This window comes from Shewanella sp. KT0246, from assembly GCF_019654955.1.
Taxonomy (GTDB): domain Bacteria; phylum Pseudomonadota; class Gammaproteobacteria; order Enterobacterales; family Shewanellaceae; genus Shewanella; species Shewanella goraebulensis.
In genome coordinates, this window is sequence record NZ_BPEV01000009.1 from 67347 (window position 1) to 80767 (window position 13421).

Consider the following 13421-nt stretch of genomic DNA (forward strand, 5'->3'; position numbering starts at 1 on the left):
TAACTTGCCTTGGTTCAACATTAATCGATTTGTTGGATTTAAAATCGATGACCGAGGGCTTAAATTAATCGACATGCCTTACACAAAAATACACCTACCATCGCTGGTAAGGTGTATTTATTATCTAAAACAAACTTATTCTGTTGCGTCTTTAATATCGATTCTATTTTGCATTATCGCTGCTTTTGCACGAATTTTTGCTTCTAATGAATCCACTAAATCATTGTTATCAAAACGCTCTTTTTGACGTTTGCCGTCATCATAATAACCACTTTTACCATGGCTACCCGTTAAACCAATATCTGAAACTAGCGCTTCGCCCGGGCCATTAACCACACAACCAATGATCGAAACATCCATCGCGGTGGTAATATCTTCTAGGCGCATTTCAAGTGCGTTAACAGTGTTAATCACATCAAACTCTTGGCGTGAACATGATGGACAAGCAATAAAGTTAATACCGCGACTGCGAATACGCAGTGACTTTAAAATGTCAAAGCCGACTTTAATTTCTTCAACTGGATCGGCTGCAAGTGAAATACGTAACGTATCACCTATACCTTCAGCCAGTAACATCCCTAACCCGACAGCTGACTTAACAGAGCCAGCTCTAGCACCACCTGCTTCAGTAATTCCGAGGTGCAGCGGTTGTTTAATTTGTTTGGCCAATAAACGGTAAGACTCAACCGCTAAGAATACGTCCGATGCTTTAACGCTCACTTTAAACTGATCAAAGTTAAGACGATCTAAAATATCCACATGACGCATGGCTGACTCAAGCAAAGCTTCTGGTGTTGGCTCATGGTATTTATCCATGAGGTCTTTCTCTAAAGAGCCGCCATTAACCCCAATACGGATTGGAATATTTTTATCACGAGCGCATTCAACGACATTGCGAATACGTTCTTCGTTGCCGATATTACCTGGATTAATCCGTAAACAATCTACGCCGTACTCAGCCACTTTTAGTGCGATACGGTAATCAAAGTGAATATCAGCCACCAATGGCACATTGACACTTTGTTTAATTATCTTAAATGCTTCAGCAGCATCCATCGTCGGTACAGAAACACGCACAATATCCGCGCCCACTTTCTCAAGTGCACGAATTTGTGCCACTGTTGCTTCTACATCAGTCGTTTTAGTGTTCGTCATTGATTGAACCGCTATCGGGGCACCATCACCGATAGGTACATCGCCAACATAAATACGACTTGAAGGACGGCGAATAATAGGAGATTCGTTATACATAATCTATTGCTCTACTGCTTACTTAGTTACAGCTAACATTACACTCTTGGTAAGGTTAACCTAGCCACACGGCCTTCTGAGAAGTCAGCTAAACTGACATCTTCACCATTAAATTGAATTTTGACGACTTGCGGCGCACCTAAAATAAGTTTAAATGGCGCAACACCTTTAGCTTCTACCACTCGACTAGAACCTTTAACGCCATCAACTAAAGTTTTGCCAGTTGCATCAACCACGTTAACCCAACAGTCAGCGGTAAAACTCATCGATATGGCATCATTAGCTGCTAATGGCTCTACTGTACTTTGTGCAATTTCAGTGTTTACTACATCAGTAGTAACGGCTGAGTTAGTCACTAATGCACTGGCAGACTGCAGTGTTTCAATCGCAGGTTCTGCGCTTTGCGTTGCGTCATTAGCCAAGTCCGTTACAGTTTGTGCATCAGCACTTGCTGCCGACGTAGTCTCTACAGGCATTTGTGATGGTTCTATATAGGCCATATTAGGATCAATTTCTGGCTCTAACAAATCTTCTGTTTGACTGACAACAGGTACATTGGCGGCAGCAACTTCTTCAGCCGTCGGTTTTGACAAATCAATACCGCTGAGTAAAGAATCCTTTTGCACCCACCAAACAACTAACAAGGCTAACAAAGCTAAAATGATCAGGTAAGTTACTATCGTTAAACGGCTATCACGAGCATCACGAGTCGTTTTACGAGAAAAACTTTGCATTGCAGCAGTTTCATCAGGCAGTTGTTGAGCTAAGCATTGTTGGAGCGCTTCAACATCAGCTTCTACATATTTTGCATAGTTTTTAGCATAGCCTCGGGCATAAGTTGCCGACGAGATATTATCAAAAATATCGTTTTCAATATCTTCAATGACGCTTGGACGCAAGTGTAACTGTGTTGCAACGGCTTCAATCGATAAGCCTTTTGCTTCACGTGCTGTACGTAACAGCATGCCAGCAGTTGATACTTCTTCAAGTAACTCAGTTTGGTCCGTATCATTCTCGTCTAATCGGGACGTTTCATTGTTATTGTTTGTCATTAATGCAAAGTAGCCCTATATTCTTTCGCTTGCTCAGAGGCTGGATATTTGGCGATTAAAGTAATGCCATAGCGTTTAACCGCTTCATCATCCGCCAGCTCGCGCGATATTTTAATTCCTAAAGCTAAACTTTCAGGCGTTTGCTGCGCCACTCGATGAAAACGCTGTAGATTTGATTTAGCCGTATCGTAATCATTTTCTGCGATAGCTAAATCGATCAATTCCATCAATGTGGACTGTCTTCTTGGATCGTAACGTAATGCACTTTCAAAATACTCTTTAGCCTTTTCAGGCTCGCCATTCGAGAGACTACACACACCTAAGTTTTCATAGCTTGAAGCCGTACGGGTGTATTCTTTAGCGTTAATCGCATTTTTAAACATGACTTCAGCTTGGCTGTATTTCTCTTGTTGACATAAAAACACGCCAAAATTATTCATCGCATCACCAGTAGCATCACTGGTGTTTATGGCTTTGCGATAAGATTCTTCAGCACGTTCAACATCATCAACAGTTTGATAGTAATAAGCCATAGCAGTATGCACAGCACTTAACTGAGGGGCATACTCGACTGCACGATTCAAATTAAACTTTGCCTGCTCCATGTTGCCACGATTCAAGTAGGTCAAACCCAGCTGCATTCGCTCTTTTGCAGCTGAAGTTTTATCCAGTGTCCTTTCAGAAACTGGAATATCCGTACCACTATACGTTCTTTCGGTAACACAACCCACTAAAGGTAATGATATGGCAACAATAATTAAAAGTTTCGGCAATCCGTGCATACTTCTTACGCCTATTAATCTATACAAACAAACAGTTAATCCATTGTGACCGAAATAGCATTGTCTTGCATGCGTTTTTTCGCTAATCGTTTAGTTCGATCACGAATATCACCCGCTAATTGACCACACGCAGCATCAATGTCATCACCACGGGTTTTACGCACAATCACGGTTAACCCATATTCCATTAATACTTTCGAGAAACGGTCAATTCTAGAATTAGAAGAGCGACCATATGGAGAACCAGGATAAGGATTAAAAGGAATTAAGTTAATTTTACATGGAGTTTCTTTCATCAACTTAGCAAGCTCATGTGCTTGGTCTGTGCTGTCGTTGATATGATCAAGCATGACATATTCTACGGTCACGCGGCCACGGTTAGCATTAGATTTAGCTAAGTAACGACGGATACCGGCAAGAAATTCTTGTAATGGATATTTTTTATTAACTGGCACTAATACATCACGTAGCTCATCGTTCGGCGCATGAATACTTACCGCAAGAGCGACATCTAATGCATCGCCTAGCTTATCAAGCGCTGGTACAACACCTGAGGTTGATAATGTCACGCGACGTTTTGATAAACTGAAACCAAAGTCATCTAGCATAATATCCATTGCAGGAATCACATTAGCTAAGTTAAGTAGCGGCTCACCCATTCCCATCATCACAACATTAGTGATTGGACGGTCACCTGTGTCTTTTTGGAAACCTAAAAATTGTGATACTCGCCAAATTTGGCCAACTATTTCAGATACCGTTAAGTTACGGTTGAAGCCTTGCTGGGCTGTAGAGCAGAAAGTACATTCCAATGCACAGCCAACTTGAGATGATACGCACAAGGTCGCGCGGTCTTCTTCTGGGATGTAAACGGTTTCAACTTCTTGGCCTTGGCCTACATTAATCGCGAACTTAATCGTGCCATCTTCAGACTTTTGGAAGTTTGAGATTTCTGGCGCAACCACTTCACACTTACGTGCTAATTTAGCTCGCAATGCTTTGTTAATGTTGTTCATTTCTTCGAAGTCGCTAACACCAAAGTGATAAAGCCATTTCATCAATTGATCGGCTCTGAATGGTTTTTCGCCCATTTCGGTGAATAACGCTCTCATTGCCTTACGATCAAGATCCAATAAATTGATCTTTTTCTCACTCATGTTGTCTAACCTCAAAAAACCTAAAACCTGCTAGCGGGCGGCGAATTATACAGATCCTTACAAAATTTGGCCAGTGAACTCGCATTAAAGCTTTGATACTTTCGTTACTATTGCTAAAATTTATGTGGACTAATATTGGTCTGCCATACGGAGGTGTAATTCCACCTTTATGATAACTCTTATCATTATAGTATTTATCGCTATTACAATCTCATTTCTTTGTAGTGTGTTTGAAGCGGTACTACTATCTGTTACCCCTAGTTATATTGCCAATTTGGCAAAAACTAATCCTAAAGCTGCTGAGCGGCTTGATAAACAGAAACAAAATGTGGAATCACCACTGGTTTCTATTTTGACATTAAACACCATAGCCCATACCGTTGGTGCGGCTGTTGCAGGTGCACAAGCTGCAAAAGTTTTTGGTGATGAAATGCTCGGAGTATTCTCTGGTGTGCTTACCTTCTTAATTTTATTCTTTTCTGAAATCATCCCTAAAACATTAGGTGCAAATTACTGGCGTTCACTAGCAGCACCTGTGTCATTGATTTTAGTTTGGATGGAAAGGCTCACTAAGCCGCTAATTTGGATGTCATCTCAAGTGACCAAATTAATGGGCAAAGGTGACGAAGGCCAATATATTCGCCAAGAAATGAGTGCCATGGCTGAAATAGGCCTACGTTCAGGCGAGCTAGACAAGCAAGAGTCAGCGATTTTAACCCAAATGCTGTCAGTTAAAGAGATGCCAGTTTCTGCAATCATGACCCCAAGAACGGTTATGTTTAAGCTGCCATTACATTTATCTCAGGGCGAGTTTGTACAACAATATTTGGCCAAGCCTTTTACTCGAATTCCGGTTTATGAAAACGACCCAGATAACATCATTGGCTATGTTAACCGTAACAACATCATTCAAGCAGAACGCTATACGCCAAAGGAATCTATCGGGGTCTTGAAAAAAAACCTGTTAGTGATCCCTGAAACTGCAAAGATATTACCGATATTCGAATTAATGATTAAGCGCAATACTAAGATTGCCATGATTGTTGATGAGTATGGGTCTGGCGAGGGTATTGTTACTTTAGAAGACATTGTCGAATCTTTACTTGGATTAGAAATTGTCGACTCAAACGATCCTGTTACCGATATGCAGCAGTTGGCTCGCAAGTTATGGAGCACACGCATGAAACATAAAGGTATAGTATTGTCAGATGATGGTGAATTCTCTAAGCGAGAAGACATGAATAATGAGGAGCGCTTAAATGACAAACCCAAGCTCCAAATTACCAACACACAAGCAGCATCAAAACCTGTAAGTGATACGTCAATAGACTGAACAGCATATTGAAGTAAAGTAACCATCAAATAAAAGGGAGCATTGCTCCCTTTTTTGACTAAAAATAGTTTTTAAAGCGTAAATAACAGGTGTAATCAGACACTGCAAAAAATGTCACCTAGCAAGGGAACTTTTAATCGTTCACCTTGTAAATATAGAGGAAATGATGCCTAAAAATTACACGCTATCGCTCGCTCATATCAATGACACGCATTCAAATTTCGAGCCCAGCAAAATTCAATTTAACTTGACTGTTGATGGTCAAAAATATCAAGCGGAAACCAAAACTGGCGGCTATGCTCGCCTCAGTTATCAAATCGAAGCTGCCAGAAAAAGAGCCCAAAACACTGATCAAGCATTCATGTTTCTTCACGGTGGTGATAGCTTTCAAGGCACTTTATATTTTCGCGAATTTCAAGGCGCTGCCAATGCCCATTTATTAAATATGTTAAAACCCGACGCCATGGTGTTGGGTAATCATGAAATTGATGCCGGCAACAGCCCGGTGTTAGCCTTTTTAAATCGTATTGAATTCCCGCTATTGGCTGGCAATATGGATTTAACTGAAGAGCTATTAGATAAAGAGGGACGCTTAAAGAATCATCCGATGCTATTGGATTATGATAACAAGCAACAATGTGCCAAGTTTTTGCTAAAACCCTTTTATGATAAGCAAATCGCCATTGTTGGAATTACTTTAGATCAGATGCCTCTCATTGCTCGCCCAGATCCTGATACTCACTTTATTAATGCCATCGAAACGACTAAAAATACGGTCGACATCCTTAAAAATCAAGGTGTTGACCATATCATAATTCTTAGTCACCTTGGCCTTGACCAAGACCGAGAGCTTGCCGAAAAAGTTGACGGTATCAGCATTATTGTCGGTGGCCACTCCCACACCTTACAAGGTAGCTTTAGCGATTTAGGGTTAAGCCACACGGATTACGCAGAAACCATAAACAATACCCCGATTATTCATGCCAGCAAATACGCTGAAGTATTGGGACTTGCCGAAATTGAATTTGATGAGCAAGGAAGTTGCACTGCTATCAATGGCAATAACTACTTTATGCTTGATGAACAGATTGAAGTATCTCACTTACCATCAAGCAAAGAAGACGCTACCTCGAAAACACGAGAATCTATAAATGCCTCGTCAATAATAACTGCAGAGCCAATAATAACTGCAGAGCCAATAATAACTGCTGAGAAAGTATCAAAAGTAATCACAACATTAAAAGCGCACCCTGGCGTGTTAGGCTGCGAGGCTTGTGCTGAAGTACACGAAACAATTATGCGCGATTACCGCCCTGCGCTTAATGCACTTGAAGAGCAAGTACTGGCACATATTCCAAGAGATTTAATCCATACCCGCTTGCCAAGTAAACACTTTCCTCATGGCAGCGAAATAGCTCCATGGGTGTGTCGTAGTATGTTCAAAGCGACCAAATTGTCTGAACCCAAATTAGACTTTGCCTTACATAATGCAGGCGGAGTTAGGCAGTCACTAAATAAAGGAAACTTATCGGTAGCTGATGTACTCGGTCGGATATTGCCATTCGAACTTCCATTAGTTAAATATCAAATCCAAGGTAAATATTTATATCAAGTGCTTGAGTCTGCTATTAACTCAGCAACGAATAATGGCGTTACTGGTACTGGTGCAGGTAGCTTCCCTTATACCTATGGCATACGCTACTTTTATGATGGCAATCTTGCGATGAACCATCGCATTACACTCATTGAAGAGTTCCAGCAAGGTGAATGGCGAAAAATCGATACTGAAAAGCTTTATATAGGTGTATCCAGCGCATATACCGCAGCGGGTAAAGAAGGCTATGACGCACTGTTAAAGGCACATTGGCAACAAGATTTGAATACCATGACATTACCTGAAGCATTTGTAGACTTTGTATCTCAACACGGCAACTTAATTGAAAATCCATTACAACCCAATGTGTACTACGTCAGTCACAGATAACGCGAATTAGGTGATACATTGCCTCAATGCCAGTTATCACTCATTCAGTAAATATCAACTATAAAACCTTATATATCAGTTAAGGTTAATATTATTTATGATAATGTAGTATTCACAAATCTGCAGCTGATCACAGACCCTGTGCTGGCTTCATGATTTAATGCTGTATCTTTATGTGGATTCATGACTTGAATCATTGCAAATATTAGCCTAATCAAATAGGAAACGGTTTCATGAAAGCAAAATTAATCAAATTAGCAGCTGCAGCAACATTAGCGTTAGGCGTATCTTCAGCTTGGGCTGCTGGTATCATGCACCAAGGTGAAGTTCTAGAAACAATGAACAGCGGTGGCTACACATACGTACAAGTTAAAGCTGAAGATAAAACGTTTTGGGCAGCAGGTCCTCAAGTTGAAATCACTAAAGGCGATACTGTTAGCATGAATGAGCAAATGTGGATGAACGACTTCACAAGCAGCACGCTAAACAAAACGTTTGAAGAATTATTATTTGTAGGCAAAATCGAGAAGAAATAACTCGTTTTAGTTTCAGATAAATAGATAATCGGCTAATTTATGTTAGCCGATTTTTTTTGACTCCATTTTGATGATGGGTTTTATGGTCTTTAATACAGTAAGCTTTAAAAATTATGAACAACCAATTAGCCATCACCTCTTTTAAACCTAAGTTTGCAGAGCCAGTCAGTTTACTTGTTCATCAATGTGTTCAGCATATTGTGCACCCAAGATACAGTGCGGAGCAATTAAATGCATGGTCAGAGTCCCCTCGCTCTAAAAAGCACTGGTCACAACGCTTACAGCGAAGTCAGAGCTGGATTATGATTAGAGATAACCAAGATAATGACTTGCCAGAGGTGGTTGGACTGATTAACGTTGAAACCCATTTTCATAGTCGTGGCTATATAGATAGCTTATATATTTTACCATCGCTGCAACGTCAAGGATTGGCTGGAGAACTTTATCAAACACTAGAGGCTTGGGCTCAACAACAAAATTACTCATCATTAAGTGTCGATGCTTCTTATTTATCTAAAGGCTTTTTTCTCAAGCAAGGGTTTAAACAGATTCAGCCGAGTTATCAGATAACCAAAGACCAAGTACTCAATGGATTCTATATGACTAAGGAGTTAGGTAAATGAATCTTTCGCTCACTAACTCATCGTACAATTCAAACTTCTAGCTGTTTAACCAGTATTACTTTTTCAATAAAGGCTGCAGCATTTCTTCTAAACCATTTAACTTTACTTCGTACATCAAAGCTAATTGCTCACCTAACTTCCCTTCGGGAAAACCTTTACCATGAAACCAAACTAAATATGGCTCTGGCAGTTCTAGCAGCTTTCTACCAGCGTACTTTCCAAACGGCATTTTTTGATTGATTGCTTCTAACAATAAAGCTTCATTCATAAATTAGTAATCCCATAACTTTCTCTCAAGCTGGCGCAGAATAAGCAAAAATATAATAAACACAGCTTAATTATTAAGTGATGGATTTTTGCAGTAAAGGGATACCTAATCAAGCTTACTGTGATAATTCACTATCGATTGCACTTTATTATACAGAACTCAGTATATCGTTTAGGAATATCAACCAGCTTAATAATACTATTTAGCTATAAATTAGGACGACAGTTAGCTAGTCGACAAGCCTTCATTGATGATTTAAATATTCGCGTCAATGTTTTTACGCCTTAAGCTACTCATAATTAAGGGGTTAAGCCATTCAATATTGCAGTGAACTCAATAAGTCAAAAAAACGCCAAACACATGTATTAGTCAAAAATTCACGGTTCAGTCAAAACGGCCATAACGTCAATTTACCACCAATTGACCTGTTACAACTCTCCACATAAAGTTAATAACATTAAAGCTAAATGTTGCCAATGAATGGCATTTGTTTTATTGACAATGCTGCATAATTTGGCTGATTTGTTCAAGACTGTGACTGTGGTAATAGGTTCAAGACTGTGTTTGATGCGTTCAAGACTGTGTTTGGATTATTTAAGACTGAGTATAACAACAACGAGTGTTTATAAAGCCGTTCTCGTTGTCCCATCAGGAGAAGTAAAGATGATCATATTAGTCGGTGGAGAAAAAGGTGGAAGTGGCAAGAGCTGTCTCGCACAGAATGTTGCTGTTTTTCTCGCGAAAGATGCTAAATCAAGCATCATCATGGTTGATTGTGACCCCCAAAGAACAACATCAGACTGGATCCAAGCAAGAAACAATAATCCTGATCTGCCCGCCATCAATTGCGTGCAGTTATATGGAAAAATCCGTAATGATTTACTCAGCCTTGAACAACATTATGACTATGTCATCGTCGATTGTGGTGGCCAAGATAACTTAGCTTTACGCGCCACATTGTCAGTCGCCTCACATGCATTAATGCCTTTACGCCCAAAACGCCGTGACCTAAAAACCGTGGAGCATATGGATGATATCATCGCGACCTGTAAGATGATTAACCCAAAAATGAAAGCTTCATTTGTGATAACTCAATGCCCAAGTTTACCCAATCAAGCGGGTAGAATTTTTGAAGCCAAAGAAGTGTGCAATACCTTTGATATCAATGTTCTTGAGTCAATAACATACAGTCGTAATATTTACGATGACAGTGAAGAGTCAGGTTTATCTGTTATTGAAATAGACCCTAGCGGAAAAGCGGCTAACGAAATTCGCAATATTGCCTGTGAATTGCTTGAAGTTAAAAATGCACAGCAACTTATCCAACAACGTAATGATGCCGGTAATGTTACGCAGCTGAGGGGGACTTATGGGGCTAGCAGATCTCAAGAAAAACGTTACGCCATGTAAATCTCAATTTTCGCCACAAATGTCGGTTGATGATTTTATTGAAGCAGCAAACTTGTACGCTATGGGTAAACAGCCCAATAATAGAACTCAAGATGATTCAAATAAAAAAGCAATGGAGCAACTTTTAGCGTTAACACAAGCCAATGAGCCATTAAATGAAACGTCGCAATCAACAGGTAAATCGCAGCCTTTTAGAAGGGCAACGTTTACATTAAGTGAGGCAGCTATCGAGCAACTTACGGCATTGAGTTTAAGCAGCCATAGCGCAAAATCGAAACTAATAAGGCAACTTATCCAACAGCACTTTCTATTATCCGAACCAGAACAGCGGGCAATAGAAAATGAAATAAATATAAAGTAAAAAATTATCCACTTCTTATTAAGTAACGTACTAGAAAAATAACAATACCTCCCCCTATTTGACTGGCATCAACGTAAGTTGTTTGCCAGTTTTTTTTACTTCAAAAAATCATATTAAATTTAATTAGTATTAGTATTCACTAAACTGCCCTTGAATTTTTCTCTCAATCGCCCAATAACTTATTTAAGCTTATTACTCATCAAGGAAGGCATATGTTTGCATTGTTGGTTCTGATCATTATTTCAGTTATTGCCATTGGTCTGATTATCTCTAAACCAAAGCGAACTCAGCGCCGCAGAGAAAAAACCGTCCAACAACCTTTCCCCAAAGAGTGGCGTCAAATTCTTAAACGTCGATTTCCCTACTTCAAAGCTATGCCAACCGATCTGCAATTACAATTGAAAAAACACATCCAAATTTTTATCGAAGAAAAAGAGTTTGTGGGCTGTGATGGTTTTCAAATAACGGATGAGGTAAAAGTCACCATTGCAGCGCAAGCTTGCTTATTATTACTGAATCGACAAACTGATTTTTATCCAAAACTCAAACAAATCTTGGTTTACCCATACGCCTTTATTGTCGAAAAAAGAGGAACAGATTTTGCGGGTGTTGAGTCAAATCAGCGTAATGTTTTGTTAGGTGAGTCATGGGGCAATGGTAAAATTATTCTCTCTTGGAAAAGCACTCTTGATGGAGCTGCAGATCCATTCGATGGCCAAAACGTTGTTATTCACGAATTTGCCCACCAGCTTGATCAAGAAAACGGCCAAGCAAACGGAGCTCCGCCTCTTAGAGATATAACAGATTACTCAGCCTGGTCAAAAGTATTAGGCCAAGAATTCGAAAGCTTACAGCATTGTGCAAGACAGCAAATCCCTTCTTTATTTAACTATTACGGCGCAACTAATCCTGCTGAGTTTTTTGCGGTTATTAGCGAAACCTTTTTTGAAAAGCCACAGGAATTTTACCAACAACACAATTTGCTTTATAAAGAGTTAAGTCACTTTTATCAGCTTGACCCTATCAACTGGCAGTAATTTCATTGTTAGTTGATTTATCATAAAAATGAACAAGGAATTTCCATGCAAAATGCACTGCTTACCTTCCTATTAACCAGCAGCTTATGGGTGATGTCATCGCTTCCCGCTGAAGCCAATGACATCATCTCAATAGAATCTAAACAGCAGGCTGATACGCTATTAGATCAACTGCATCAAGACGCCAGTGATGCTAACTGGGACAATTACTTTTCTTTGTACCATGCCAACGCTATCTTCCTCGGAACCGATGCCACTGAACGTTGGGATATGAAGCAATTTTCAGGCTATGCAAGACCTACAGATGGTTGGCATTATGAGGTTAAATCTCGCCAGTTATTGCAGTTTGACAATACCATCATGTTTGATGAGTTACTTGAAAGCGCCAGTTATGGATTGTGTCGTGGCACAGGAGCATTGCAATTAACCGATGATGGCTGGAAGATAGTGCAATATCATTTAAGCATTGCCGTTCCTAATGAAGATGCTCAAGCGGTGGCCAGGCTTATTAAGAAAAATTAACCTTTTAAAATAGAACAAATAGGTTCTCAAAGTGGAGAGCCTTTACCAAAAGGCCTGTGAATTAATCAACCCACAGGCCTTTTGTTTAATCATCAAATCCATTCAACAGCTAAAACTGCATATGCTCATCGATAATGCTAAGTATCCGGTCTTTTAACCACATAGGCCCATAATCATTCATATCGTTATGCCTTGAATCCTCAATCTTGACCACAGCGATATTTGTTGCATCTTCTGCCTCAGTAGGCAGAACGCCTTCATCCGCAGGATAGTCACTTGCTCTTATTGATAGCACATCAATTGCCTTATCTCTTGGTAAAGGCACTCTACGGTGATCTAAGGTAATAATACGGCTAATGTAATCCACTTGACTCTCTTCAAACTGGCTAGCATCCGATGATTCGCTCTTACCATTGGTTACAGCCACAGCTTTTTCATCAGGGTTCTTTATTTCAAGAGCATTTGTATCTAGATCATTTACATAAAGAGTAGTCGCACCATTGGTTGCGAGTAATGCTGAGATATCACCACCATTTGAATGACCTATTAAGGTGATATGTTCAAAATCAAAATTTGAACTAGAGTAAGGGTAAACATCCGGCGTATGCAGTTGATTAACGTACTGGTCACTAAAATAATACTGAATAAAATTCAGCGTATCAGCACCACGTTGCCAATTTTCAGCACGAGTTTGTGCAAACGGCTGAACTCTTGATAAAGGAGGATCTGAAGGTAACTCGTGGCGAACTGCAATAACCAAATACCCTTGCTGCTGAAAGTGCTGGCTTATAAATTGATACTCAGTGTGCAGCAGACCATATCCCGAACTTAATATCATCACCGGACATTGGCGGTTATCTTTGCAATTATACTCTGCTGCTGGGTAATAAAGCTCAACTGGAATCAATCGTTGCCGTGAGTGATCTTCAACAACAATGCTGTCTGAATGAAGTTGTTGGGTTGAGGGTAAGTTATTTAACTCAGCTGCAATCAAGTTTGATATGAGCATGCTCGCTACTAATATACTTGTCATTAGTGATCTTGATATGAGAGTTCTAGTTATAAGGGCTTTGAGCGCAATCGAAAAATAGACGCTCGCAAAATT

Annotated in this window: 14 protein-coding genes; 8 read left to right on the plus strand and 6 right to left on the minus strand. The window is 39.9% G+C overall.

Annotated elements, in window-relative coordinates; all coding sequences use genetic code 11:
* Positions 1–135: 135 nt before the first annotated feature.
* The 4 genes from ispG to K5Q58_RS06160 are packed head-to-tail and all read right to left on the minus strand — an operon-like array spanning position 136 to position 4242.
* Complete coding sequence (gene ispG / locus K5Q58_RS06145; RefSeq protein WP_220753077.1) at positions 136–1251, minus strand: flavodoxin-dependent (E)-4-hydroxy-3-methylbut-2-enyl-diphosphate synthase; 1116 nt, start codon at positions 1249–1251, stop codon at positions 136–138.
* A gap of 38 nt (positions 1252–1289) precedes the next feature.
* A complete protein-coding gene (locus K5Q58_RS06150; protein ID WP_220753078.1) occupies positions 1290–2303 on the minus strand; it encodes a RodZ domain-containing protein in 1014 nt (337 codons plus the stop codon).
* A complete protein-coding gene (gene pilW / locus K5Q58_RS06155) occupies positions 2303–3085 on the minus strand; it encodes a type IV pilus biogenesis/stability protein PilW (protein ID WP_220753079.1) in 783 nt (260 codons plus the stop codon). Before pilW ends, K5Q58_RS06150 begins: the two co-directional genes overlap by 1 nt.
* Positions 3086–3120: 35 nt before the next feature.
* The gene (locus K5Q58_RS06160) at positions 3121–4242 is read right to left on the minus strand and encodes a bifunctional tRNA (adenosine(37)-C2)-methyltransferase TrmG/ribosomal RNA large subunit methyltransferase RlmN (RefSeq protein ID WP_220753080.1); all 1122 of its coding nucleotides are present in this window, start codon (positions 4240–4242) and stop codon (positions 3121–3123) included.
* Between the two features lie 169 nt (positions 4243–4411).
* Here K5Q58_RS06160 and K5Q58_RS06165 point away from each other — a divergent pair, with 169 nt between their 5' ends.
* The 4 genes from K5Q58_RS06165 to K5Q58_RS06180 all read left to right on the plus strand — a co-directional run bounded on the left by K5Q58_RS06165 (position 4412) and on the right by K5Q58_RS06180 (position 8718).
* Positions 4412–5575: a CNNM domain-containing protein gene (locus K5Q58_RS06165; protein ID WP_220753081.1), complete on the plus strand. Its 1164-nt coding sequence runs from the start codon at positions 4412–4414 to the stop codon at positions 5573–5575.
* 166 nt (positions 5576–5741) lie between these two features.
* A complete protein-coding gene (locus tag K5Q58_RS06170; RefSeq protein ID WP_220753082.1) occupies positions 5742–7559 on the plus strand; it encodes a bifunctional UDP-sugar hydrolase/5'-nucleotidase in 1818 nt (605 codons plus the stop codon).
* A gap of 233 nt (positions 7560–7792) precedes the next feature.
* The gene (locus tag K5Q58_RS06175; RefSeq protein ID WP_220753083.1) at positions 7793–8095 is read left to right on the plus strand and encodes an NrfJ; all 303 of its coding nucleotides are present in this window, start codon (positions 7793–7795) and stop codon (positions 8093–8095) included.
* A gap of 113 nt (positions 8096–8208) precedes the next feature.
* Positions 8209–8718: a GNAT family N-acetyltransferase gene (locus K5Q58_RS06180; protein WP_220753084.1), complete on the plus strand. Its 510-nt coding sequence runs from the start codon at positions 8209–8211 to the stop codon at positions 8716–8718.
* Between the two features lie 55 nt (positions 8719–8773).
* On the opposite strand, the gene K5Q58_RS06185 is transcribed toward K5Q58_RS06180, so the two are convergent.
* Positions 8774–8986 (minus strand): DUF3820 family protein, encoded by a 213-nt coding sequence (locus K5Q58_RS06185; protein WP_220753085.1) that lies wholly within the window; start codon positions 8984–8986, stop codon positions 8774–8776.
* A 663-nt stretch (positions 8987–9649) separates the two neighbouring features.
* On the opposite strand from K5Q58_RS06185, the gene K5Q58_RS06190 reads away from it, so the two are divergent.
* From K5Q58_RS06190 to K5Q58_RS06205, 4 genes are all read left to right on the plus strand, one after another.
* Positions 9650–10396, plus strand: a complete 747-nt coding sequence (locus K5Q58_RS06190) for an AAA family ATPase (protein WP_220753086.1) — start codon at positions 9650–9652, stop codon at positions 10394–10396.
* Entirely contained in the window at positions 10356–10757 is a 402-nt protein-coding gene (locus tag K5Q58_RS06195) for a CopG family transcriptional regulator (RefSeq protein WP_220753087.1), read from the plus strand. Before K5Q58_RS06190 ends, K5Q58_RS06195 begins: the two co-directional genes overlap by 41 nt.
* Before the next feature lie 212 nt (positions 10758–10969).
* On the plus strand, positions 10970–11794 hold the full coding sequence (locus K5Q58_RS06200) for a M90 family metallopeptidase (RefSeq protein WP_220753088.1): 825 nt from the start codon (positions 10970–10972) through the stop codon (positions 11792–11794).
* 45 nt (positions 11795–11839) lie between these two features.
* Positions 11840–12316: a nuclear transport factor 2 family protein gene (locus K5Q58_RS06205; protein WP_259651258.1), complete on the plus strand. Its 477-nt coding sequence runs from the start codon at positions 11840–11842 to the stop codon at positions 12314–12316.
* A gap of 109 nt (positions 12317–12425) precedes the next feature.
* Here the strand turns inward: K5Q58_RS06205 and K5Q58_RS06210 are convergent, their stop codons facing one another.
* Positions 12426–13349 (minus strand): alpha/beta hydrolase, encoded by a 924-nt coding sequence (locus tag K5Q58_RS06210; protein WP_220753089.1) that lies wholly within the window; start codon positions 13347–13349, stop codon positions 12426–12428.
* Between the last annotated feature and the right edge of the window lie 72 nt (positions 13350–13421).